We start from the raw sequence: 24,171 nt of genomic DNA, 5'->3' as shown, positions 1-24,171 counted from the left end.
TGAATGAAGAAACAAAACAAAAAACAACCACTAGGGAAGGAACGACACCATGCGTGTACGCAACGGGATTTCCATTCTTTTTGGCTTGGTGCTGGCGATTGCCGTCGGCAGCGTGGCCTCGGCCCAGCAGACGATCAAAGTCGCCTACACCGATCCACTTTCAGGCCCATTCGCCCAGGTCGGCGACGCCAACCTGAAGCAGATGCAGTACATCATCGACTTCATCAACGCCAAGGGCGGCGCGCTCGGCAAGAAGTTCGAGCTGGTTCCCTTCGATAACAAATCCCAGCCCTCCGATGCGCTGATCGCACTGAAGAGCGCGACCGACCAGAACATGCCGTTCATCATGCAGTGCAGCGGCTCCAACATTGCCGCCGCTCTGATCGACGCCGTGAACAAGCACAACGATCGCAATCCCGACAACCGCATCATCTATCTTAACTGCGGTGCGGTGGCGCCGGAGCTGACCAACGAGCAGTGCAGCTTCTGGCATTTCCGCTTCGACCTGCACGCCGCGATGAAGGCCGAAGTGATGGTGCGTGCCCTGCCCAAGGACACGACCAAGGTCTATTTGATCAACCAGGACTACCTGTTCGGCCAGTCCGTGCAGCGCGAGGTGAAGAACTTTCTCGCCAAGCTGCGGCCTGACGTGCAGGTCGTCGGCGACGAGCTGATTCCGCTCGGCAAGATCAAGGACTTCTCGCCCTACATCACCAAAATCAAGGCTTCGGGCGCGCAGGCGCTGATGACGGGCAACTGGGGCCCCGACATGAACCTGCTGATCAAGGCCGGCGTCGATGCCGGCGCCGACCTGCGCTACTACACCTTCTATGCCCATCTCGCCGGCGGCCCGACGGCGATCGGGGCGGGCGGCGAAAACCGCGTCCTGTCGGTGATGCCGTTCAGCGAGAACGTGGCGCCGGAGACCGGCAACGCCGAAGCCGAAGCCTTCATCAAGGGCTTCCGCGACAAGCACAAGTTCGAGTTCACCTCGGCTGGCTACCGCACCATCTTCGAGTATCTTCAGGCGGCGGTGAACAAGGCGGGAGCGGTCGACGCAACCAAGATCGCCTATGCGCTGGAAGGCATGTCGATCAAGGACTTCCTCGGCTTCGAGACGACGATGCGCAAGGCTGACCACCAGCTGATCGGCGAGTACTTCGTCGGCCTCTTCAAGAAGGGCGTGAAGTACGATGCGGAGAATACCGGCTTCGGCTGGGCGACCGAGGTGACCGTTCTCGCCAAGGACATCGACCAGCCCAACACCTGCAAGATGAAGCGCCCTTAGGCTCTGAACCCCGATGCCCGCTTTCCGGTCGGGAAGCGGGCATCGTCCTTGTAGCGGACAGGTTCGATGGAAGTTTTCGTCGTCTCACTCCTAAACGGCCTGGTCTACGGCATGCTGCTGTTCATGCTGGCGAGTGGGCTTACGCTCATCTTCAGCATGATGGGCGTGCTCAACTTCGCACATGCCAGCGTCTACATGCTGGGTGCCTATTTCGCCTACACGATCAGCCTCTATGTCGGCTTCTGGCCGGCCCTCCTGCTGGCGCCCCTGCTGTGCGGGATGATCGGTGCTGCCATCGAGATGTGGGGCCTGCGCCGCGTCCATCGTAACGGCCATGTCGCCGAGCTGCTGCTGACCTTCGGACTGGCGCTCATCATCGAGAAAATTGTGCAGATGACCTGGGGCCTGTTGCCGGTGCCCTATCGGATTCCCGAGCTGCTCGATTTCCCGCTGTTCCGCATCTACGGCACGCAGTTCCCCGCGTACCGCGCCTTCATGCTGTTGATCTCGGCGTTGATGTTCGGCGCGATCTGGCTCGGCCTGACGCGCACGCGCGTGGGGCTGGTCATCCAGGCAGCGCTCACGCATCCCGAGATGGCGTCGGCTCTGGGCCACAACGTGCCCCGCATCTTCACGCTCGTCTTCGCCGCCGGCACGGCGCTGGCGGGGCTCGCCGGCGTCATCGGCGGCAACTATCAGGTCACCGAGCCCGCCATGGCCTTCACCATGGGGCCGATCGTCTTCGTCGTCGTGGTGTTCGGTGGCCTGGGCTCCCTGACCGGCTGCTTCATCGCGTCGATCCTCATGGGGCTCATCCAGACCTTTGCCGTGGTCTTCGACGTGTCGCTGGCGGATCTGCTGGCGAAGTTCGGCATCGCCGTCACCGCCAGCACGCCGTTCGCAGAAGTGCTCAACGTGACGCTGCCCCGTATCGGCGCGTTGCTGCCCTTCCTGATGATGGTGCTGATCCTGGTGTTCCGCCCCCGCGGCCTGATGGGGACGCGCGACACATGACCCTGTTTCGTCGCAACTGGCCGTGGCTGCTGGTACTCGTCGTCCTGCTGGCGTTCCCCTTCCTGTTCTACGACTGGAGCAGGGGCCGCCATTCGGGATTCGTGCTGACCTTGATGAGCGAGATCGGCGTGATGGCCATCTTCGCGCTGTCCTACAACATGCTGCTGGGCCAGGCCGGGCTTCTTTCGTTCGGCCATGCCGTGCTGTTCGGCCTCGGCGCCTATTGCGCGGCCCACACCGTCAATCTGGTCAAGGCGGGCACGATCTGGTTGCCGACCGAACTCGTGCCCCTGGCAGGCGGACTGGGCGGTCTCTTCTTCGGCTTCGTGCTCGGCTGGCTCGTCACCAAGCAGCGCGCAACCGCCTTCGCCATGATCACCCTCGGCCTCGGTGAACTCGTCTCCGCGGCCGCCCTGATGTTCATGGGATTCTTCGGCGGGGAGAGCGGCATCACCATCGATCGTGTCATGGACACCAGCCTGTTCGGTGTGCGCTACACCTCGCCCTGGCAGGTCTATTGCCTCGTCCTCGCCTGGGCGTTCGTTGCCGCCGCCCTGATGAAATTGCAGACCCAGACGCCGCTCGGCCGGATGGCAAACGCCACGCGTGACAATTTCGAGCGCGCGCAATTCGTGGGCTACGACCCGCGGCGGGTGCGGTGGATGCAGTTCACGCTAGCGGGCTTCTTCGCCGGTATCGGCGGCGGCCTCTACGTGCTGATCTACGAGATCGTCACGTTCGATACCGTATCCGCGGTCAAGTCGGCCAATGCCCTGCTGGCCGTCTATATCGGCGGGGCTGGCGCCTTTTTCGGACCGATCCTCGGCACCATCGTGGTGGTCCTGCTGCAGAGCGGCGTGAGCCTGCTCAGCAATGCCTGGCTGCTCTATGTCGGCGTGCTCTTCATTGTCATGGTGATGTACGCGCCGGTCGGACTCGCGGGGCTGATCGGCATGCACGCGCCGATCTGGCGCATGGGACGGCTGCGCGAGTTGATGCTGCCCTATCTGCGCGCCTTGCCGGCGGCGTTGATCCTCTTCCTGGGATTCGTGCTGCTCGTCGAGCTAGCGTCCTTCACGACTATCGGCGCTGCGCAGGGAAAGCGCTTCGCGATCGCCGGCCGGACGATCGACACGCTGTCGCCGCTGCCTTGGGCAATAGCGCTCGCGGCCCTCGGCGTGGGCGCTTTCTGGCTGCGCCGGGAGGCCCGAGCGTTCCGCTTGCGCTGGGACAGCTTGATGGAAGAGGCCAAGCGGCAGGCGGACTCACCGTGACCGGCCCGGCCATCGAGCTGCGCGACGTGCGCAAGAGCTTCGGCGCCACCGAAATCATCCGGGGCGTCGATCTCAGCATCGCCAGGGGCGAACGCCATGCCATCATCGGCCCGAACGGCGCCGGCAAGACGACGCTTTTCAACCTGATCTCAGGCCGATTTCCGATCACTTCCGGGACCATTACCGTCAACGGCAAGTCGACCGCCGGCCTCCCGCCGCAGGAGATCAACCGTCTTGGGCTGTCGCGGAGTTTCCAGATCACGTCGATCTTCCCGCGCATGACGGTGTTCGAGAACATCCGCTGCGGCCTCTTGTGGTCGCAGGGCTATCGCTACTCGTTCTGGCACCTGCTGGCCGGCCAGAAGGCGCTGAACGCCGAGGCCGACCGACTGCTCGACCGGCTTAAGCTGGGCGACCGGCGCAATCTGCCGGCAGGGCTGCTGTCCTATGCCGAGCAGCGGGCGCTGGAGATCGGCATCACCATCGCGGGCGGCGCCGACATCATCCTGCTCGACGAACCGACCGCCGGCATGAGCCACAGCGAGACCGATGCGGCCATGGAGCTGATCCGCGGCGTGTCGGAGGGCAAGACGCTGCTCATGGTCGAGCACGACATGAGCGTGGTGTTCGGCCTTGCCGACCGCATCACCGTACTGGTCTACGGCGAGGTCATCGCCTCGGACAGGCCGGCCGCCATTCGCGGCAACACCGCCGTGCAAGAGGCCTATCTCGGGACGCTTGCGGCATGAGGGCGCCGTCATGATGCTCGAGGTGCGCGACCTCCATGCGCTGTATGGCAAGAGCCACATCCTGCAGGGCGTCGATCTCGCGGTCGACGAGGGCGAGATCGTGAGCCTGCTGGGCCGCAACGGCGTTGGCCGCTCGACCGCCTGCAAGGCCATCATGGGGCTGGTGCCGCCGGTCGGGCAGATCAGTTTCAAGGGCCGACCGATCGCCGGCTTGCGGCCCGACCAGATCGCCCATGCCGGTGTCGGCTATGTCCCCGAGGATCGGCAGGTGTTTCCCGGTCTCACGGTGAAGCAGAACCTCGAGCTTGGACTCAAGCGCGCCGGCGTGTTCGGGCGTTGGACGTTTGACGACGTCTTCTCGCTGTTTCCCAATCTCGGCAACCGACAGGACAATCCGGCCGGCGTGCTCTCGGGCGGGGAACAGCAGATGCTCACCATGTGCCGCACGCTGATGGGCGATCCCGATCTCGTGATCATCGATGAGCCGACCGAAGGGCTGGCGCCAAAGCTGGTCGAGCAGGTCGGCCACCTGCTCGACGAGATCGCCCGGCGCGGCACGGCGATCCTACTGGTCGAGCAGAAGCTCACCATCGCGCTCAAGATCTCCCATCGCCTCTACGTCATGGGTCACGGGCGGATCGTCTTCAGCGGCTCGCCCACCGAACTGCAGGCGAATACGGCGATACGCAAGGAGTGGCTGGAGGTCTAGCGGCCCCGAGGGCACGGAAAGCGAGATGGTATCGCATTTTCGTGAACAGCTTTCGCTTGGCGGAGACGGGCGGAGACCTTCTATTGTTGGTCTAGGCTGCCACGCGTATCGCGAAGTCGTGCCGACCGGCCTTCCGGTCGATCTTCCCAGTGAGCTTATGATCCATGACACGACTGATTTCGTTTTTGTTGTTGTCCACATTCGTTGCTTGCAGTGCCGCGGCGCAAAGTGATGACGCGTCCTATTGCAAGAAACTCGGTGATTATGCGACCCGCTACCTGGGCGACGCGGGCGGTAACGGTGGAACGCGACCAGACTTCGATATCCTCGAGGGAGTCGCGAAGTGCAATAAGGGCGATACGGCAGGCGGCATCGCGATCCTCGAGAAGAAGATTCGCAGCAAGGGGTTTACGCCACCGCCGCGCTGAACGCGTGATTGCACCGCAACATGAACACGGCGTCATATGAGGCCACTCCGGGAACACAAAAAGGCGCTTTCAAGGCAACTTCCGATTGTCTTACCGTTGCCATGGACAGGCGATGGTCAGACGGGGTGAAATGTTGCTATCGTAACGACGGCACAGATTTCGCGCCGGATATTAAGGATACTTACCAAATGGCTTCAGGTACCGTTAAGTGGTTCAACGCCACCAAAGGATTCGGATTCATCCAGCCCGACACGGGCGGCAAGGATGTGTTCGTCCACATCAGCGCGGTCGAGCGTGCCGGGCTCAACGGCCTGAATGAAGGTCAGAAGATCAGCTACGAAGTTCAGGTCGAGCGCGGCAAGGAAGCCGCGGTCAATCTCAAGGCCTGAGCACGACGCTCCGCGCCGGTGCCGTCCGCCCTCCTCGAGAAGGGCACCGCCGGCGCCTGAGAAACGAAAGAAACGATTGCGCGCTCGTCGCTTGAAGGGCGCGATGCTATCGGAAAAGGCTCCAGTCACCGTAATTGCGGGGACTGGAGCCTTTTCTCGTTGGACTCGGTGGAGCCGTGAGAGCGTTTGGCAGGGGTACGAGTGAAGAACCGGGTGGCGGCAGGCCACTGTCATTGCTTGACTCGATCTACTGCCACAAAATCCATGTTCTTCGCCGTTTAAGCGGGACACGCGCTCGCGACGGCACAAGGAATTCCTGGGCTGTCCCGCGCGGAGTGTGGGTCTCAGCGGGCAGGACGAGCATGCGTATCTTGGCGGTCCTTGTGCTCATGGTAGTCATGTCGTTGACCCCGATTTCCGGCACGGGAGAGCTTCGCGCGGCGACAATCGTCTCCCTCTCGGCGGCCGGGACCCCGGCGACCACCTTGTTCCAGCGGTCCCTCGCCGCGGAGAGCCCGAGGCTTCGCCTGACGGGCATGATCGAAACCGGAGACTCGGAAAAGCTGCGGGATCTGCTCAGCAGGCTGCAGGCTACGGCGCCGCCAAAGCAGGGAATGCCGCTCGCCACGATCGAGCTGAGCAGCCTTGGCGGTGATCTGTTCGAGGGCGTACGGATCGGCGAGTTGCTCAAGGGATTCAAGGTCGTCGCGGTCGTGCGCAAACAGGACCTCTGCCTCTCGGCCTGTGCCCTCGCGCTTTTGGGCGGCAACACCGTGCGTGCGGCCGCGGCCTATCCGTTCGACTGCAACATCGAAGTCGGCGGCAAGGTCGCGTTCCATAATTTCTTCCTCGATCGCACCCAGTTGCGGCGTCGGACTTCCGACGATCCGGTGGCGAGCCGTCTCCAGGGGTTTGCCGACGGGCGGGGCGGCGCGGCGATGCTGATCAAGTATGCGGCCGACATGGGGCTGCCTCCGGCTTTCGCGGCAAACCTGATGGCGAGGCCGGTCGAAGAATTCCAGTACGTCGAAACGATCGGCGAGTTCCTGTCGCTCAACCTCTGCCCCATAGGTCTCGCCCGGCCGTCGGTATCGCTGTCGCATCAGGCTGCCAACGTCTGCAACAATTCCATGGCCGCGTCGGTGCCGCTGTCTGCCGTCGTCGTTGCCCAGATCGCGGCGCCGCAGGTTCGGCAGTACATGCTGGAGCGGGTGCAGGACGGAATGAACGCGGCCGGGGCGAGGGGCAAGCTCGCGGATCAACTCGCTTCCTGGTCGGTGATGCGGGCAAAGGACGAGGTCGAAAAACTCTACGCTGATCTCCGCGCGGCCGGTGTTGCCCTGCCCGAGATCGTCGGACCGACTTTCGAGGTCGCCGTCAACGAGGCGGGGCGTGTTCGCGCGGCCTGCTATGTCAGCCTGTCTCCCTCCGATCCGGACAGCTACGAGGTCGTCCTGCAGGGCGCACGCGGCCTCGTCGAGGCGTCCCGCAAGCCGCCTGCCAATGCCCGGCGCCTGTTCCTGTACGACCGGCAGGCCGTGGCCAACCGCCGCCCTTCGTCGGATATCACCACCCGCGTCACGGACGACATGGAGGAACCCCAGGCCGCGCCGCTCGGCTCCGGTCGCATGTCCAGGCGCAGCGACGCGGCCCGGTAACAGATTCAGGCACGGAAGGATCGGTGCGTCAGCGGCCCCCGACCACCCAGCCCGTCTCGTTCGCGAAGGCTTCGAAGAAGTCCGTATCGTAGGCCCGGTCCGGCGTCTCGCGCACGAGGCTGTCGATCCGCTCGGCATCGCGCCCGACCAGGATGCGCCAGCGCTCGTTGCGCACGCCGTCGAGGATGATCGTCGCTGCCTCGGCTGCCGTCGTCGGCGCCTCCTCGAGGAAGCGGCGTGCCCGCTCGGCGATCATCCTGCGGACATCGTCGTCGGAAAGCTTCGCCGCATCGATACCCATCGAGGCGATACGAGCCCGCGCCAGCCCCACCTCGTGCGGCGTGATCTCGTCGGTCTGGTTGCCGCTCTGCAGCTTGCGCGAGTTGGCGACGATCGACGTGCCGATATGGCCGGGCATCACGACCGAGCACTTGATGTGCGGGGCGTTGAGGCGCAGGTCGGTGATCAGCGCCTCGGTGAAACCCTTTACCGCGAACTTCGCCGCGGAATAGGCGGTCTGGGGGATGTTGCGGCCGATATAGGCCCAGAAGCCGTTCACGCTCGACGTATTGACGATGTGGCCCGCTTCGGCGCGCTTCAGCAGGGGCATGAACGCACGTGTGCAGAGATAGACGCCGCCCCAGCAGATGTTGAACGTGCGTTCCCATTCGTCGCGCTCGTTGACGAGGAAGCTGCCGCCGCCGCCGATGCCGGCATTGTTGAACAGGAGATGGATGCGGTCGCTCTCCTGCTGCTCGGCTACCTCGTCGCGAAAGCGCAGCACCTGCGGCTCGTCGGAGACGTCGGCGATATGGGTGGTGATGCGCTGGCCCTGGCTGAGGCCGGCGGCCTCGCAGAGCCGCTTGGTCTCGGCCATCGCGCCGCCCGACACGTCGCCGAGCGCAATGTTGCAGCCTTCGGCGGCAAGCTGCCGCGCCAGCTCGCGACCCATGCCCGTGCCGCCGCCGGTGATGACGGCGATCCTTCCCGCGAAATCCTTCATGTCGTTTCCTCTGTTTTTTCTAGGCCGGACGAAAGCGCTTCAGGACCATGAAGCCCAGCAGGAGGAAGCCCAGCAGCACGATGCCTTGCACCACCGCGAAGGGGGGCTCGGCGCCGGTCGGCGCGAATTTGTTTAGGAAGCCGATCTTCTGGAAGGACTGCACGACCAGGACGAACACGTTGAGATAGAAGGCGAACAGGGCGGTCGCGACGTAGACCCAGCGCCACACACCGGCGAGGCGGCCGACATAAAGCGCGAGCAGGGCAATCGCCAGCGCGACCGACGACACGATGCCGACGCCGATCGCCGGCGTGAACACGGTGATGGGAAAGAGGAAGCCGGTCACCGTCGTCAGCACCGTGAAGAGCAGGAACACCGAGTTCCAGCCATCCAGCCGGCGTCCCTCCAGCATCCGAGCGCACGCCACGGCGCCTGCCGCAATGGCGACCAGGCTGATGACGACATGCACGAGGGTGAAGGCCGCGATCGACATTCCGAGAACCATACATGTCTCCTGGGCTTGGCGGCGGCGCGGCGGAGATGCGCAACCAGCTGGCGAATCCGGTCACCACTTTAGCGCAACTGCGCACAAGCGACAGGCCGCTTGCTGCCATAATCGCGCCATACCACGCGGCGGCATCAACAAGGAGGAACCCGTGCCCGCTTCGATTGCCCGCCGTACGCTTTTGGTCGCGCCGCTTCTGTCCCTGCCGGCCTTCGCCGACGATGTCCTGTCGGGGCTTCGCGAACTCGAGCGGCGCAATGGCGGCCGCCTCGGCGCGGCCTTGCTCGACACCGCGAGCGGCCGTCGAGTCGCCTATCGCGGCGACGAGCGCTTCCCGATGTGCAGCACCTTCAAGTTCCTGGCGGCGGCCCTGATGCTGGCCCGCGTCGACCGTGAAGAGGAGAGGCTCGACCGCCGCCTCGTCTTCGCCGAGAGCGATCTTGTGCCCTACTCGCCCGCAACGAAGGAGCATGTCGGTGCAGGCGGCATGACGATCGACGCGATCTGCGCGGCGGCCGTAACCCTCAGCGACAACACCGCGGGAAACCTGATGCTCGCGAGCTTCGGCGGTCCTGCGGGATTGACGGCCTTCGCACGTGCACTGGGCGATACGGTGACTCGTCTCGACCGCATCGAGACTGAGCTGAACGAGGGCACGCCGGGCGACCCACGCGATACGACTTCGCCGCTGGCCATGCTGGGCACGATGCAGAAGATTGTTGCCGGCGACGTCCTGTCAGCGGCTTCGCGCGAACGTCTGGTCGGCTGGTTGGTCGCGAACAAGACGGGCGACAAGCGGCTGAGGGCCGGAGTCCCGGCGGGGTGGCGGGTTGGCGACAAGACGGGCACCGGCGGCAACGGCAGCGCCAACGACATCGCGGTGGCCTGGCCCCCTGGCCGCGCACCGATTTTCATCACGGCCTACTACACGGGCTCCACGATCACCGATGAGGCGCGCAGTGCTGTGATCGCCGAAGCCGGCCGGATCGTCGCGGCCGGGCTCGGCTGATCGGGGCCTGATCAGGCCGGGAGCCTGGGGGCGCTCGGATGCTTGGGCAGGAAGGCCGTGAGCAGGCCGAGCAGCAGCAGGAACGGCGTCACCTTGTAGACGGCCTCGATGCCCGCATGGTCGGCGATCTCGCCCAGTGCCGCGGCGCCGAGGCCGCCCAGGCCAAAGGAGAATCCGAAGAACATGCCGGCCACCAGTCCGACACGGCCAGGCAGCAGCTCCTGTGCATAGACCAGGATGGCCGAGAAGGCCGAGGCCATGATGATCGCCACCGTGACCGCGAGGATGCCGGTCCAGAACAGGTTGGCGTAGGGCAGCATCAGCGCGAAGGGCAGGGCGCCCAGGATCGAGAACCACATGACCGGGATGCGACCGACCCTGTCGCCCACGATGCCGCCCAGGATCGTACCGACGACGATCCCGACCAGGAAGGCGAACAGGAAGAGCTGCGCGGTCTGTACCTCCACGCCGAACTTCTGGATCAGGTAGAAGGTGAAGTAGGAGCCCAGGCTGGCGCTGTAGACGTTCTTGGAGAAGAGCAGCGCCACCAGGATTGCCACGGCGACGCCGACGCGGCCCTTCGACAGGGTCACGTGCCCGGTGGCAGCGGCCGTCTTGCGTGCCGCCGGCTTGTGGCTGGTTCGGTTGGCCTTGTACCAGTGGCCGATCTGGAAGAGCACGATCATGGCGACCAAAGCGGCCGCCGAGAACCACACGATGCTCTGCTGTCCGGCCGGCACGACGATGAACGCCGCCAGCAGCGGTCCCGCGGCCGATCCCATGTTGCCGCCGACCTGGAACAAGGACTGGGCGAGACCATAACGCCCGCCCGCGGCCATGCGGGCGACCCGCGAGGCCTCGGGATGGAACACCGAGGAGCCCATGCCGATCAATGCGGCGGCGAACAGAATCAGCGGATACGAATTCGCCTGGGACATCAGCAGGAGCCCGACCAGGGTAAAGCCCATGCCCACCATCAGGGAATAAGGCTGGGGCTTCTTGTCCGTGTACATGCCGACCACGGGTTGCAGCATCGACGCCGTGCACTGGAAGGCCAGCGTGATGAAACCGATCTGACCGAATGACAGTGCGTATGAATCCTTGAGGATTGGATACAGCGCCGGGACCAGCGACTGCATCATGTCGTTGAGCAGGTGGCAGAAGCTCAAGGAAAGGATGACGGCGAAGGTCGTGTTGTTGGCGGAAGCCGAAAGGGTCGGGGCCGCGGGGGCAGAAACGGGCGCGGGGCCGGCTGCCATCGTATTGTCGGTCATGCCCGAATTCTAGGCGGTGGCCTCTCTCGTCGCCAGCACCGCACCGGCAGACCAGCCTTGCGGCGCTGGTGGTCGCCAACTGGTTTGAACTTTCGCCGCGCCGATGCGTTGCACGCCTGTGCGCACTGATGTTCCTGCCCGTCTCGACCGCCTGCCGTGGAGCCGGTTTCACCGGCTGGTGGTCGTTGCCCTGGGCATCACCTGGATCCTGGACGGGCTCGAGGTCACCTTGGCCGGCTCCGTGGCGGCGGCCCTGCAAACCAGCCCGCGCCTGCAACTCACGGCCGAGCAGGTCGGCCTGACGGGCAGCGCCTATCTCGCAGGTGCGGTGCTGGGCTCGCTGTTCTTCGGGCATCTGACGGACAAGCTGGGACGCAAGAAGCTCTTCAACGTCACCCTGGGCGTCTATCTCGTCGCGACCGCGGCCACCGCGTTTTCGTGGGACTTCTACAGTTTCCTGTTCTTCCGCTTCCTGACGGGCGCGGGCATCGGCGGCGAGTATTCGGCGATCAACTCGGCGATCCAGGAACTGATTCCCGCGCGGCTGCGGGGGCGCATCGATCTCGCCATCAACGGCAGCTTCTGGATCGGTGCGGCCGGCGGTGCGCTGCTGTCGGTCTGGCTGCTCGATCCCACCGTCCTCGATCCGGATATGGGTTGGCGAGTCGCGTTCGGCAGCGGCGCGGTGCTGGGTCTCGTCATCTTGTATCTAAGGCGCTTCCTGCCCGAGAGTCCGCGCTGGCTGATGATCCACGGCAAGCCGCGCGAAGCCGAAGGCGTCGTCGAGGAGATCGAAGCGCGGGTCGAGGCCGACACGGGGCGGAAGCTGGAGCCGGTGACGCAGTGGCTGACGCTCGGCGATCCCCACAAGACCACGATGCTGTCGGTCGCGCGCACGCTGCTGAAGCATTATCGCGGCCGGACAACCCTCGGCCTGGTGCTGATGGCCTCGCAGGCCTTCGTCTACAACGCGATCTTCTTCACCTACGCGCTGATCCTCACCAGGTTCTACAACGTGCCGGCCGACAAGGTTGGCCTCTACATCCTGCCCTTCGCGATCGGCAACTTCCTGGGGCCGCTGCTGCTCGGGCCGCTGTTCGACAGTCTGGGGCGTCGGCAGATGATCACGGCCACCTATGCGATCTCGGGTGTGCTGCTGGCGGTGACGGGCTGGATGTTCCACGCCGGCCATCTCGACGCCACGACGCAGACGGCGATGTGGAGCGTCGTCTTCTTCTTTGCGTCGGCAGCGGCGAGTGCCGCTTACCTCACCGTCGGCGAGTGCTTTCCCCTTGAGATCCGGGCGCTCACGATCGCGCTGTTCTATGCCTTCGGCACGCTGTTTGGTGGCGTCGGCGGGCCGTGGCTGTTCGGCGTGCTGATCGCCGGCGGCAGTTCGGCGGAGATCATGTGGGGCTACCTGCTGGGCGCCGCCCTGATGATCGCGGCGGCTTTGGTGACCCTGAAGCTCGGCGTTTCGGCGGAGCGCAAGTCGCTGGAGGAAGTGGCACCGCCTCTCTCCAGCGAGCAGCGTCTCTAGTCGCTATCCGACGCGAACCGGCCGGGCGCGCTGGTTATAGAGCATCTTGCGGATACGCTCCTGTTCCTCGAGTGGAAGCTTCTCGCGATCGACCGAGAAGTCGGCACCGACCGCCATGCCCTTCTGGACGGCAGGCCGTGCACCGAGTTCCTCGAACCAGCGCTTGAAGTAGGGGAATTCCTCGATGTCCTGGCCCTGGAACTTCCAGTTCACCGTCCACGGATAGCAGATCATGTCGGCGATCGTGTACTGGTCGCCGGCAAGGTACCGGTGCTTGTAGAGGCGGTTGTTCAGCACGCCGTACAGCCGGTTCACCTCGTCGGTGAAGCGCCTGATGGCGTATGTCTGGTCGCCTTCCTTTGCCTGGTCGAGCCTGCGGAAGTGCCCGCACTCGCCGCTCTTCGGGCCCTGGTTGGCCATCTGCCAGATCAGCCATTCGTTCACTTCGTGCTTGGTGCGAAGGTCCTGCGGATAGAACTTCCCGGCCTTCTCGGCGATGTACAACATGATCGCGCCGGACTCGAAGACGACCAGCGGCTTGCCTCCGTCGGCGGGAGCGTTGTCGACCATCACCGGCATGCGGTGATTGGGATTCATCTCCAGGAAGGAATCGCTGAACTGGTCGCCCTGTCCGATGTTCACCGGCACGACCTTGTAGGGCAGGCCGCATTCCTCGAGCAGGATGGTGACTTTCTTGCCGTTGGGTGTCGGCCAGTAGTGCAGATCGATCATGTGCTTCCTCCGAAAGGCGGGATGTGAGCCAGGGGAGCCGAGCCTCCGCCCGTCGTTGCCGCCCGTCAATGGTGTATGGTCGTTGCAACGAACGGTTCGGGAGAGACCACGTGGCGGATGGAAGCCAGGACACGAGATCGATACGACGCCTCGAGGACGCACGGTTCCTCACCGGTCGCGGGCGGTATGTCGACGACATTGCCGAGCCCGCAGCGCTGCATGGCTACGTGCTGCGCTCGCCCCATGCCCATGCGCTGATCGCTTCTCTCGACGTTTCGCCGGCGGCCTCGATGGCGGGCGTGCATCTCGTTGCGACGGGCGACGACCTGGCAGCGGACGGGTTGGGTCTCATGCCCTGCCTTGCTGCCGTGAAGCCGCTGATCGTGCCGCCGCGACCGGCGCTGGCAATGGGACGCGTCCGCCATGTCGGTGATCCGGTCTGCTTCGTGGTGGCCGACAGTGCAGAGCTTGCGCGCGAAGCGGCGGAGCGGATCGAGATCGCCTACGAGCCGCTGCCTTCGGTCGTCGATGGCCGCGCGGCGTTGGCAGAGGGCGCGCCTTCCCTGTGGGACGAGGCGCCGGGCAACCTCGTCTATCATGTGCAGCGCGGCGATCACGCCGCCGTCGCCGCGGCGATGAAGGACGCCGCGCACATCGTCGAGGTCGACGTGACGAACAATCGCGTCATCGTCGTGCCGCTCGAGCCGCGCGCGGGGATTGCGCGCTACGATGCCGCCACCGAAACGATGGATCTCGAACTGACGGGGCAAGGGCTCCACGGCATCCGCCGCCAGCTCGCGGAGTTCATCTTCAAGGTGGCGCCGGAGCGCATCCAGCTCCACGCGCCCGATGTCGGCGGTGGCTTCGGGATGAAGAACTTCCTCTATCCCGAATGGATCCTGCTTCTATGGGCGGCGCGCCGTCTGAAGCGCCCGGTGCGGTGGCTCGCCGACCGTGCCGAAGACTTCGTGATGGGGGCGCAGGGTCGCGACATCGAGGCGACGGCTCGGATCGGGCTCGACCCGACGGGCCGTATCCTGGCACTCGACGTGGCGATGGTCGCCAATCTCGGCGCCTACCTGTCGGGCAATGGGCCCGGTGCGTCGGTGGTCGCCGCCTCGACGGCGCAGGGCGGCGTCTACGATATTCCCGCGATCGCCGTCGACGTGCGTGGCGCTCTCACCAACACGGTGCCGGTCGACGCCTATCGCGGCGCGGGCAAGCCCGAGGCCAACTACATCATCGAGCGCGCCATCGAGGCGGCGGCGCGGGTGCTCGACCGGGATCCGGCGGACCTGCGGCGGCAGAACCTGATCGCCTCGTTCCCGCACCGGACCGCGATGGGCATGGCGATCGACTCCGGCGGCTTCGTGGCCAACCTCGATGCTGCCGTGGCGCGCGCTCCGGGCTTCGAGACGCGGCGCGCCGAGTCTCGCGCGCGAGGCCGGCTGCGGGGCATGGGCGTCGCCTGCTTCCTCGAAACGTCGCGCGGCGCGCCGAACGAGGGTGCCGAAGTGCGCTTCGAGCCGGACGGCAGCGTGACCATCGCCGTCGGCACCGAATCGAACGGGCAGGGGCACGAGACGTCGTTCGCCCAGATCGCCTCCCGGCATCTCGGCCTGCCCATCGCGGCATTCCGCTACGTCCAGGCCGATACGCGGGCCGTCAGGAGCGGGGCGGGCCATGGCGGCGCGCGCTCGATGCACATGGGCGGCGCGGCGCTGGTCAAGGCCATGGATGCAGCTCTCGCGAAAGCGCGGCGGCTTGCGGCCCATCTCTTGCAAGCCAGCGAGCATGAGCTCGACTACGACCAGGGGCGCTTCACGGTGCGTGGCAGCGATCGTACCATCGATCTCGCGACGCTTGCGGGCAGCGCGCAGGAGGCGGCGAACCTGCCCGAGGGCATGTCGCCCGGGCTCGGCGAGCACGTCTTGAACATCACCGACGTCTTCACCTTCCCGAGCGGCTGTCATGTCGCGGAGGTCGAGGTCGATCCCGAGACCGGCGCCATCGACCTGCTGCGCTACACCGCGGTCGACGATTATGGCCGCCTGATCAACCCCATGCTCACCGAGGGCCAGGTGCAGGGTGGCCTCGCGCAGGGGATCGGCCAGGCCCTGGTGGAGCACACGGTCTACGATCCGCAATCCGGTCAGCTCCTCAGCGGCTCGCTGATGGATTACGCACTGCCGCGTGCGACCGATCTGCCGTTCTTCGACATCGAACTGGTGGAGCGGCCAACGGGAGCGAATCCGCTCGGCGTCAAGGGCTCCGGCCAGGCAGGCTGCATCGGCGCGCCCCAGACGGTGATGGCCGCCGTGCTCGACGCGCTGCGTCCCGCCGGCGTCGAGCGCCTCGAAATGCCGGCCACGCCGTCGCGCGTCTGGGAGGCGCTGCAGGGAGCGAAGCGGGGGCATTGAAGCAACCAGCGGCCCAGCCAGCGCGTCCCGGTCAGCGTATCCTGGCCGGCATTCTCTTCATGTGCGGCGCCGGCCTGCTGTTTCCCGTCATGAGCGGCTTCGCCAAGTTTCTCGGCGCCGACTACAACACGCTGCAGATCTCGTGGGCGCGCGCGTTCGGGCACATCGTGTTCATGCTGATCTTCTTTGTGCCCCGTTTCGGTCTCGGAATGCTGCGCACCCGCCGGATCGGCACGCAGCTCATGCGCTCGCTGATGTTGTTCACCTCGAATGTCGCGAGCTTCCTCGCCATCGTCTACATCCCGCTGGGCAAGGCGGCGGCGATCACCATGATGGCGCCGCTGCTGGTGCTGCCGCTGGCCTGGCTCGTGTTGGGCGAGCGGGCCGCGCGCAGCCATATCGGCGCGCTCCTGGTAGGCTTCGTGGGCATGCTGATCCTGATTCAGCCGGGCAGCGCGGTCTTCCAGTGGGCGGCATTGCTCTCGCTGCTGAGCGCGTGTTGCTACGCGGTCTATCAGGTGCTGACTCGCCTCATCTCCGCCATCGACACGCCCGAGACCTCGGCCATCTACAGCTCGATCGTCGGCAGCTTCGGAATGCTGCTGGTCCTGCCGTTCGTGTGGAAGACGCCGCACGGTGCTCGCGACATCATCTTCTTCTGCAGCCTCGGTGTGCTGGGCGCCATGGGCCATTATTTCGTGGCGCGGGCGCTGGCCTATGCACCGGCCAACATCGTGGCGCCGTTTCAGTACATGCAGCTCATCGGCTCGGTGGTCGTGGGTTATCTCTTCTTCGGCGATTTTCCGGATTTCGTGGGTTGGGTCGGCGCCGCCATCATCGTCGGCGCCGGACTCTATATCGGCTGGTCGCAGCGAAAGCCGGGTTAGCCCGCCGTGATGGGCGAGAAGTCGACGTACCAGCTCTTGGGGTGGACGTAGCCCTTCACCTTGGACGAAATCGCGTTCGGCCAGACGTCGTGGACGAACCATACGAACACCGCTTCGTCGACCATGCGGGTGTTGATCTTCGCCAGGACCTTGTCCAGTTCCGCCGGGTCGGCCGTGCTGCGCGCCTCGGCGGCGAGCTTGTCGAACTCCGGATCGTTGATGTAGCCCCAGTTCGAACCCCTGGGCGGGACCTGCTGGCTGTCGACGAAGCGCATGAAGGCGTTGTGCGGGTCCATCGTGTTCCAGCTCACGTTGATGGCGCTGAAGGCGGCCGCTTCGGGGGCCTTGGCGCCCTGGCGCATGAAGTTCAGAAGGGCATTCCAGTCCATGACCTGGAACTCGAGGTCGACGCCGACTTCGGCGAATTGCTGCTGGATGAACTCGTTCATGATCAGCGGATACATCTGGCCAGAGCCGGAGGTCGAGATCGCGACCTTCATCTTGAGCTTTTTCTGCGGACCGTAGCCGGCCTCAGCCAGCAGCTTCTTCGCTTCCGCCGGATCGTAGCGGATCTTGAAGGTCGGATTGCCGAACCAGGGATGGTCGGCCGGGACGCAGCCCACGGCGGGGGCGGCAAGGCCGTTCAACAGCTTCACCATCGCGTCGCGATCGACCGCGAGGTTCAGCGCCTTGCGCACGCGAATGTCGGCGGTCGGCGCGCCCGGCAGCATGCTGAGCGTATAGGGCCACATGTGCGGGATAGCGTTCGTCTCGATCTTGCAGCCGCCGGCGCGCAGCTTGTCGAGCGAGTCGGGGGCGGGTGCCTCGATCCAGTCGACCCGGCCCGACAGGAGTGCGGCGGTGCGCGTTGAAACGTCCGGGATCGGCAGCAGCACCATGCGCTCGCTCTTCGGGAGACGCGCCTTGTCCCAATAGTCGTTGTTGCGCTCGAGCTCGGCGCGCTCGCGCGGCGTCCAGGCCTTCATCTTCCATGGGCCGGTGCCCGAGGGCGACTTGCGATAGGCCTGCCAGTCGCGGCCGACCTTCTCGAAATTGGCCGGGCTCGCGATCGGGAAGCGGTTGAGCAGCGAGGGGAAGATCGTGTCGACACCCTTGGTCTGCAGTTCGACCTTGTAGTCGTCGATCTTGCGGTAGCCGATCAACGGCCAGACGGCGGCGATCAGGATGCTTCGGCCGGCGCGATCGAAGGCGGCGGATTTGTCGTTCAGGGTGCGGTCGAGGGTGAAGATCACCGCGTCGGCGTTGAAGTCCGAGCCGTCGTGGAACTTAACGCCCTGGCGCAGCTCGAAGATCCACTTCGTCGGATCGGCCGGGTCCTGGTACCACTTGGTCGCGAGGCCGGGCACCAGCTTTGCCGGCGCCGTCGCCGACGACAGGTCCCAGGCGACCAGCGTGTCGTACATCGTGTAGCCCATGAAGCGGATGCCTTCGGTGCCCTGATCGGGTGCACCGTCCGTCGCAGGAATGTCGGCCAACGTCATGGCGATGCGCAGGGGCGCGGATTGTTGCGCTTTCGCCGAGCTCGTGCCGATGAGGGAAAGCGCAGTGCCGGCGAGAAGCGCGGCGCGACGGGTCAGCATGACAAACCTCCGTGGTTCCGTTGCACGAAGCACGAAGCGAGCCACACTGGACGCGGCATGGTTCTTGCTGTTTTGCTGACGATCATGGCCGCGCTCAACACGCTTACCGCTACCGAACTCGCGCAACGACTGGACGGCGGGACGGCAACCGCCGAGGCAATCGTGCGCGATCACCTCGAACGCATCGACCAGCGCGACGCCGACGTGCTCGCCTGGTCGCATCTCGCGCGCGAGGCTGCCCTGCAAACCGCCAAGGTGCTCGATCGTGGACCACGCAAGGGTCTGCTGCACGGCATCCCCATGGGCGTGAAGGACATCATCGATTCCTTCGACCAGCCGACGACCTACGGCTCGCCGATCTACCGCACGCACCAGCCACTCGCCGATGCTGCGACCGTTGCGCTGGCGCGCGACGCGGGCGCCATCCTGCTCGGCAAGACAGTGACCACCGAGTTCGCCAATCGTCATCCCGGCCCGACGAAGAACCCGCACAATCCCGCGCACACACCCGGCGGCTCCTCGTCCGGCTCGGCGGCGGCTGTGGCGGATTTCCAGAGCGTGTTGGGCACCGGCACGCAGACTGGCGGCTCGGTCATCCGTCCCGCCGCCTTCTGCGGCATCGTCGGCTACAAGCCGAGCTACGGCCACTTCGCGCCGGCCGGCATGAAGGCCAATACGGAATGGCTCGATACGATCGGCGCCTATGCGCGCAGCGTCGAAGACATCGCCCTGTTCCGTGCGGCCCTGATGGCGATCCCCTTCGTGCCGATCGGCGGTCTCGACCGCCCGTTGAGGATCGCCGTCGCTTTCACACATCATCGCGATGAGCTGTCGGCGGAGGGCACCCAGGCGGTGAACGACGCCGCGGCGGCCTTCGCCCGGGCCGGCGCGCAGGTCAGCGAGATCGAGCTTCCGGCGCCGGTGCGCGGCATGACCCAGGGGCAGAAGACGCTGTCGGCCTTCGACGGGCCGCGCGCCCATGCCGACGAAGCGAGGCGCTTTCCCGGGCTGCTGAGCGAGAGCCTAAAGAAGGACAAGCTCGAGGCCGGCTCGAAGATCGACTATGCGACCTGGGTGGCGGCCCGCAAACTCGGCGAGACCGGCCGCGCCGCCGTCGATGCGTTGTTCGATGAGATCGACGTCATCCTGACCGCGCCGGCCAAGGGCGAAGCGCCCCTCGGCCTCGAGCGGACGGGCGACGCCACCTTCAACCTGCTCTGGACCTATCTCTGGATGCCCTGTGTGACCCTGCCCTTCACCACGGGGCCGACGGCCCTGCCGGTCGGCGTGCAGCTGGTCGGCCGCCAGCATGAGGATAAGGGTTTGCTCGACATCGCCGCCTGGGCGCGGAGCGTCCTGTCATGAAGGATATCACTGCCGTCGATGCCGTGGCCGCGATCGAGGCCGGCACGCTGACCTCCGAGAAGCTGGTACGTGGCTATCTCAACCGCATCGCCCAGCGCGACGGGATCGTGAAAGCCTGGGCCCATCTCGATCCCGACCAGGTCATCGCGCAGGCGAAGGCCGTAGATGCGACGAGCGGCGGGCTGCTGCGCGGCATCCCGGTCGGCGTGAAGGACATCATCGACACCTATGACATGCCGACCGGCCACAACTCGCCCATCTTCGAGGGCAAGGTGCCGTTCGGCGATGCCGCCTGCGTGGCGCTCTGCCGGACCGCCAATGCCGTCATCATGGGCAAGACGGTAACGACCGAGTTCGCCAATCGTCATGCCGGCGCCACGACGAACCCGCACGATCCCGAGCATACGCCCGGCGGTTCGTCGTCCGGGTCCGCGGCGGCGGTGGCCGACGGCCATGTGCCGCTGGCCTTCGGCACGCAGACCGGCGGTTCGGTGATCCGGCCGGCCGCCTATTGCGGCGTGGTGGGTTACAAGCCGACCTTCGGCGACTTCAGCCGTGTCGGCATCAAGATGCAGTGCCACTCGGTCGACACGCTGGGCCTCATGGCGCGCACGCTCGACGACATCGCGCTATTCCGCGCGGCCGTGCTGAGGCTGCCACCGGTGCGCATCGATCGGACCATCGGCCGGCCGCGAATCGGCGTCTGCCGTTCGCCGGTCTGGGACAAGGCCGAGCCCGAGACCAAGGCGCTGATCGAGGAGACGGCGACTCGGCTCTCCGACAAGGGGGCGTCGGTGATCGACGTGGCCTTTGCTGCCCCCTTCGCCGACATCATCGACGACCATGCCGCGATCACCGGCTTCGAGAGCGTGCGCAACTATGCCGACGAGCGGCTGCGCAATCCCGACAAGGTGAGCGACGAGCTGATGAACGGCCCGATGAAGCGTGGCCTTGCCGTCTCCTTCGATCGCTACGTCGCCGCGCAGCGCAAGGCCACGGCCTTTAAGGCCCATGTCGATTCGCTGTTCGAAAAGGTCGACCTGCTCCTGACGCCCAGTGCCCCCGGCGAGGCGCCGCAAGGGATCGCCTTCACCGGTGATCCGGTCTTCAACTCGATCTGGACGCTCGCGGGCACGCCGTGCGTGACGCTGCCGGCCGGCACGGGTCCGCGGGGCCTGCCGCTCGGCGTCCAGCTCGTCGGCCTGCGTCATGCCGACGACCGGCTGCTTTCCCTTGCCGCCTGGGTTGCGGCGCATTTGAACTGAGGCGACGACATGCCCACGATCAACGGTGAACGACTGCTCGCCGACCTCCGGCGCATTGCCGATTTCGGCCGCTACCAGACCGGCGTGCACCGCCCGCATCTGTCGCCACAAGACGTGGAGAGCCGGCACTGGCTCGTGGCGCGCATGAAGGAAGCGGGCCTGGAGCCGGTCATCGACGGCATCGGCACCGTAATCGGCAAGAGTCCGAAGACCGGCCCGCGCATCCTGATCGGCTCGCATTCGGACACCCAGCCGCGCGGCGGCTGGCTCGATGGCGTCATGGGCGTGATCTACGGGCTCGAAGTGGCGCGGGCGCTGGCTGAAGATCCCGAGACGGCGCATCTTGCCGTCGATGTTGCCTCCTGGGCCGACGAGGAGGGACATTGGGGCCAGATGACCGGCAGCCGGTCGTTCATCGGCATCTTCTCCGAGGCCGACATCGACAAGGCCAAGCACCGTGACGAGGGCACGCCGATGCGCGAGGCGCTGAAGGCGGCCGGCCTCGAAGGCGTGCCGCGGGAGCATCTCGAAGAGGGCAGATATCGCGGCTATCTCGAAGCCCATATCGAGCAGGGCGGCCTGCTGGAAGCGGGCGAGAAGCACATCGGCATCGTGACCGCGATCGTGGGCATCATGCAGTTCCGGCTCACCTTCAGCGGCATCCAGAACCATGCCGGCACGACCCCCATGCCGATCCGCAAGGATGCAGGTGTGGCCATGATGCGGCTCTACAACGACGTGATGGACAAATTCCCCGCCGTTTCCGGGCCGCGCAGCGTGTGGACGGTGGGCAAGATGGTGCTCGAGCCCGGTGCGCCGGCGATCGTTCCCGGACGGGCCGAAATGATTCTCCAGTTCCGCGACGCCGACCAGAAGATCCTGCAGGCCTTCGAGGCGAAGCTGAGGGAGATCGTGGCGGATCACCAGAAGAACAGCCCCTGCATCGTCGAATGCGTGAACCTCTCGCGCACCCAGCCGCTGCTGATGGACGAGCGCTTCCTGGAGGCGATCGAGGAGTCGGCTTCGGTTCATGCGCCGGACAAGCATGTGCGCATGCCGTCGGGTGCCGGCCACGACGCACAGGTGATCGGGCTAAAAATGCCCGCGGCCATGATGTTCGTGCCCTCGATCGGCGGCATCTCGCATCACTTCACCGAAAACACCCATGACGCCGACATCGTGCTGGGCTGCCAGGTCTTCGCCGATGCCACGGCGAAAATTCTGAAGGGAAACTGAAGGACGACGACGCTATCCTGCTCCTCGTTGAGCGAGGAGCAGGGATGTCGAAGGTCACGCGCGCGACGAAGGCGCTGGAGCAAGCGAAGGTCGCCTTCACGGTCCACACCTACGACTACGATCCCGATGCCGACAAGGTCGGGCTGCAGGCCGCCGAGGCGCTGGGCGAGGAGCCGAAGCGTGTGCTCAAGACGCTGATGACTCTGGTCGACGGCAAGCCCGCCTGCGTGATCGTGCCCTCCGATCGCGAGGTCTCGATGAAGAAGCTGGCCGCCGCCTTTAAGGGGAAGTCGGCCGAAATGATGAAGCCCACCGATGCCGAGCGGATGACCGGCTACAAGGTGGGGGGCATCAGCCCGTTCGGCCAGATGCGGTCCGTGCGCACCGCCGTCGAGGCCGAGGCGATGGCGCATGAGCTGGTCTTCCTCAACGGCGGCCAGCGTGGCCTGCAGGTCCGCCTGTCGCCGCAGGACGCCGTGGCGGTGCTGAAGGCCGTCGTGGCGCCCGTGGTGGCGTAGCGCCCTTCTGCTACTGCGCTGCCGCCAGATAGCGCGCCAGGCCGCCCGCTCTGTCCGGCGGCAGCTTGGACGGCGTCGCGTTCAGGCGAATGCCCAGCTCGCAGGCTTCCTCGGCGGAGAGCTTCGCCAGGTTCTGCAGCTTGTCGAAATCGGTTGGTGTGAGGCCCGCCTCGACGAGCAGCGCTTGCGCCTCGGTGTCGTTGGGCACGGGTGGCGGCGCGGCGGCCCCGGCGTTCATCGCGGCCCGGCCCGAGCGATAGGCCTTCTCCATGGCTGTCAACATGTTGCGCATCAATTGCTGGCCCTGCGGGTCGAGCCGGTCGCCATGCTGGATTCCGACCAGCGCCAGCTCTCGGCAGGCCGGAACGTTGGTGCCGCGCAGATGCCGCATCAGGGCAATGCGGGCGGCCAGGACGCCTTCTGCGTCCGCGGGGTCGGCCGCGCGGAGAGCGGGCACGATGTACTTTGCGCGCAGTTCGCTCATCAGCACCAGCGGACGCGGCGCCCCCTGGGTCGTGGGATTGCGCATCTCTTCCTGCAACGAGGTGCGCAGTCGCGCCTCGGCATCCGGAACGTCGGCCAGCACCAGCCCGACGAGCGGCAATGTGCGCGCTTCCGTCATTGCATTGTCCACCATCTGCGCGTCGTCGCCGGTCAGGGCCTCGAGCCCGTAGACCGCGCCGGCTGCGGCCAGGGCGCCGGCGACGGTGGCCGCTGCCGAACGCATCAACCGCCGCCGGGGAGAGACATTGCGGCCGAACAGATAGAGCGCCGCGCCGGCCACCAGAGCCACGACGACGATGACGGCAATCTTCTCCACCCTGTGACTCCTGTTTTCACGAACGTCCGGACATGGTAATCGCGCTACCCTGCCGCACAGATGCGGTGGAATGTGGGCAGCCGGGGCCATCATCCATGCCGATCCATATTGATGTTTTCCACCCCAGCCGGCTTGTCATCGCCGTCGTCCGCGGCACATTCACAGCCGACGACGTTCGCGACGCCGTTCATCAATTTCTGGCCAGCGATGTCGTGCACTATCGCAAGCTGATCGACATTGCATCGCCCACAACCCCGATGGACAAGGCAGGAGCCCAGGCGATGGCGAATCTCGTCCTGGCACAGAACGATGACAGGCCGCGCGGACCGTTGGCCTTCGTGGTCAGTCCCGGTCAAGCCGCGGAGAATGCAGAGACCTTCGCAAAGCTGACCGCAGGCGAGCGCACGGTGAAGGTCTTCCAAAGTCTCCATGAAGCCCGGAAGTGGCTCGACGAACAGTCGGGGCCCGTCGGACCCCGCTGACCTAC

Annotated in this window: 23 protein-coding genes; 17 read left to right on the top strand and 6 right to left on the bottom strand. The window is 65.6% G+C overall.

Going from position 1 to position 24,171, the window contains the following annotated elements; genetic code table 11:
- Window positions 1-49 precede the first annotated feature (49 nt).
- From ACQY78_RS09260 to ACQY78_RS09225, 8 genes are all read left to right on the top strand, one after another.
- Window positions 50-1,288: a branched-chain amino acid ABC transporter substrate-binding protein gene (locus ACQY78_RS09260; protein ID WP_428684885.1), complete on the top strand. Its 1,239-nt coding sequence runs from the start codon at window positions 50-52 to the stop codon at window positions 1,286-1,288.
- A gap of 66 nt (window positions 1,289-1,354) precedes the next feature.
- On the top strand, window positions 1,355-2,302 hold the full coding sequence (locus tag ACQY78_RS09255; protein WP_428684883.1) for a branched-chain amino acid ABC transporter permease: 948 nt from the start codon (window positions 1,355-1,357) through the stop codon (window positions 2,300-2,302).
- Window positions 2,299-3,576 (top strand): branched-chain amino acid ABC transporter permease, encoded by a 1,278-nt coding sequence (locus ACQY78_RS09250; RefSeq protein WP_428684881.1) that lies wholly within the window; start codon window positions 2,299-2,301, stop codon window positions 3,574-3,576. The genes ACQY78_RS09255 and ACQY78_RS09250 overlap by 4 nt, the downstream gene beginning before the upstream one ends.
- A complete protein-coding gene (locus tag ACQY78_RS09245) occupies window positions 3,573-4,325 on the top strand; it encodes an ABC transporter ATP-binding protein (protein WP_428684879.1) in 753 nt (250 codons plus the stop codon). Before ACQY78_RS09250 ends, ACQY78_RS09245 begins: the two co-directional genes overlap by 4 nt.
- Window positions 4,326-4,338: 13 nt before the next feature.
- Entirely contained in the window at window positions 4,339-5,034 is a 696-nt protein-coding gene (locus tag ACQY78_RS09240; RefSeq protein WP_428686345.1) for an ABC transporter ATP-binding protein, read from the top strand.
- A 164-nt stretch (window positions 5,035-5,198) separates the two neighbouring features.
- Entirely contained in the window at window positions 5,199-5,462 is a 264-nt protein-coding gene (locus ACQY78_RS09235) for a hypothetical protein (RefSeq protein WP_428684877.1), read from the top strand.
- A gap of 188 nt (window positions 5,463-5,650) precedes the next feature.
- A complete protein-coding gene (locus ACQY78_RS09230) occupies window positions 5,651-5,851 on the top strand; it encodes a cold-shock protein (protein WP_296332022.1) in 201 nt (66 codons plus the stop codon).
- Between the two features lie 233 nt (window positions 5,852-6,084).
- Window positions 6,085-7,509 (top strand): hypothetical protein, encoded by a 1,425-nt coding sequence (locus ACQY78_RS09225; RefSeq protein ID WP_428684874.1) that lies wholly within the window; start codon window positions 6,085-6,087, stop codon window positions 7,507-7,509.
- Between the two features lie 28 nt (window positions 7,510-7,537).
- Here the strand turns inward: ACQY78_RS09225 and ACQY78_RS09220 are convergent, their stop codons facing one another.
- Both ACQY78_RS09220 and ACQY78_RS09215 read right to left on the bottom strand, forming a co-directional pair.
- A complete protein-coding gene (locus tag ACQY78_RS09220; protein WP_428684872.1) occupies window positions 7,538-8,512 on the bottom strand; it encodes an SDR family oxidoreductase in 975 nt (324 codons plus the stop codon).
- Between the two features lie 19 nt (window positions 8,513-8,531).
- Window positions 8,532-9,017, bottom strand: a complete 486-nt coding sequence (locus tag ACQY78_RS09215; protein WP_428684870.1) for a hypothetical protein — start codon at window positions 9,015-9,017, stop codon at window positions 8,532-8,534.
- Window positions 9,018-9,168: 151 nt separating this feature from the next.
- Between ACQY78_RS09215 and bla the strand changes: the two genes are divergently transcribed.
- Window positions 9,169-10,026, top strand: coding sequence for a class A beta-lactamase (bla, locus tag ACQY78_RS09210; protein WP_428684868.1), 858 nt, complete (start codon window positions 9,169-9,171; stop codon window positions 10,024-10,026).
- Between the two features lie 11 nt (window positions 10,027-10,037).
- On the opposite strand, the gene ACQY78_RS09205 is transcribed toward bla, so the two are convergent.
- On the bottom strand, window positions 10,038-11,300 hold the full coding sequence (locus ACQY78_RS09205) for an MFS transporter (protein WP_428684866.1): 1,263 nt from the start codon (window positions 11,298-11,300) through the stop codon (window positions 10,038-10,040).
- Window positions 11,301-11,418: 118 nt separating this feature from the next.
- On the opposite strand from ACQY78_RS09205, the gene ACQY78_RS09200 reads away from it, so the two are divergent.
- Complete coding sequence (locus ACQY78_RS09200; RefSeq protein ID WP_428684864.1) at window positions 11,419-12,840, top strand: MFS transporter; 1,422 nt, start codon at window positions 11,419-11,421, stop codon at window positions 12,838-12,840.
- 3 nt (window positions 12,841-12,843) lie between these two features.
- Here ACQY78_RS09200 and ACQY78_RS09195 read toward each other — a convergent pair whose 3' ends face one another.
- A complete protein-coding gene (locus ACQY78_RS09195) occupies window positions 12,844-13,572 on the bottom strand; it encodes a glutathione S-transferase N-terminal domain-containing protein (RefSeq protein WP_428684862.1) in 729 nt (242 codons plus the stop codon).
- A gap of 110 nt (window positions 13,573-13,682) precedes the next feature.
- Between ACQY78_RS09195 and ACQY78_RS09190 the strand changes: the two genes are divergently transcribed.
- Both ACQY78_RS09190 and ACQY78_RS09185 read left to right on the top strand, forming a co-directional pair.
- A complete protein-coding gene (locus ACQY78_RS09190) occupies window positions 13,683-15,992 on the top strand; it encodes a xanthine dehydrogenase family protein molybdopterin-binding subunit (RefSeq protein ID WP_428684860.1) in 2,310 nt (769 codons plus the stop codon).
- The gene (locus tag ACQY78_RS09185; RefSeq protein ID WP_428684858.1) at window positions 15,989-16,879 is read left to right on the top strand and encodes a DMT family transporter; all 891 of its coding nucleotides are present in this window, start codon (window positions 15,989-15,991) and stop codon (window positions 16,877-16,879) included. Before ACQY78_RS09190 ends, ACQY78_RS09185 begins: the two co-directional genes overlap by 4 nt.
- On the opposite strand, the gene ACQY78_RS09180 is transcribed toward ACQY78_RS09185, so the two are convergent.
- Entirely contained in the window at window positions 16,876-18,480 is a 1,605-nt protein-coding gene (locus ACQY78_RS09180) for an ABC transporter substrate-binding protein (RefSeq protein WP_428684856.1), read from the bottom strand. The two genes, ACQY78_RS09185 and ACQY78_RS09180, sit on opposite strands and share 4 nt — an antisense overlap.
- Before the next feature lie 57 nt (window positions 18,481-18,537).
- On the opposite strand from ACQY78_RS09180, the gene ACQY78_RS09175 reads away from it, so the two are divergent.
- Genes ACQY78_RS09175 through ybaK form a run of 4 tightly spaced genes read left to right on the top strand, consistent with a single transcriptional unit; the run spans window position 18,538 to window position 22,864 of the window.
- On the top strand, window positions 18,538-19,845 hold the full coding sequence (locus ACQY78_RS09175; protein WP_428684854.1) for an amidase: 1,308 nt from the start codon (window positions 18,538-18,540) through the stop codon (window positions 19,843-19,845).
- The gene (locus ACQY78_RS09170) at window positions 19,842-21,110 is read left to right on the top strand and encodes an amidase (RefSeq protein ID WP_428684852.1); all 1,269 of its coding nucleotides are present in this window, start codon (window positions 19,842-19,844) and stop codon (window positions 21,108-21,110) included. Before ACQY78_RS09175 ends, ACQY78_RS09170 begins: the two co-directional genes overlap by 4 nt.
- A 9-nt stretch (window positions 21,111-21,119) precedes the next feature.
- Window positions 21,120-22,346, top strand: coding sequence for a hydantoinase/carbamoylase family amidase (locus tag ACQY78_RS09165; protein WP_428684850.1), 1,227 nt, complete (start codon window positions 21,120-21,122; stop codon window positions 22,344-22,346).
- Between the two features lie 44 nt (window positions 22,347-22,390).
- Window positions 22,391-22,864 carry a Cys-tRNA(Pro) deacylase gene (ybaK, locus tag ACQY78_RS09160; protein WP_428684848.1) on the top strand — a complete coding sequence of 158 codons (474 nt, stop codon included), beginning with the start codon at window positions 22,391-22,393 and terminating at the stop codon, window positions 22,862-22,864.
- A 10-nt stretch (window positions 22,865-22,874) separates the two neighbouring features.
- On the opposite strand, the gene ACQY78_RS09155 is transcribed toward ybaK, so the two are convergent.
- Window positions 22,875-23,684, bottom strand: a complete 810-nt coding sequence (locus tag ACQY78_RS09155) for a hypothetical protein (RefSeq protein WP_428684846.1) — start codon at window positions 23,682-23,684, stop codon at window positions 22,875-22,877.
- Window positions 23,685-23,779: 95 nt separating this feature from the next.
- On the opposite strand from ACQY78_RS09155, the gene ACQY78_RS09150 reads away from it, so the two are divergent.
- Complete coding sequence (locus ACQY78_RS09150) at window positions 23,780-24,166, top strand: hypothetical protein (RefSeq protein ID WP_428684844.1); 387 nt, start codon at window positions 23,780-23,782, stop codon at window positions 24,164-24,166.
- The last annotated feature ends 5 nt before the right edge of the window (window positions 24,167-24,171 follow it).

Source organism: Reyranella sp., assembly GCF_965279625.1.
Classification (GTDB): domain Bacteria; phylum Pseudomonadota; class Alphaproteobacteria; order Reyranellales; family Reyranellaceae; genus Reyranella.
The sequence above is the reverse complement of the archived record's forward strand: the minus strand, read 5'-3'. Positions and strand labels throughout refer to the sequence as shown.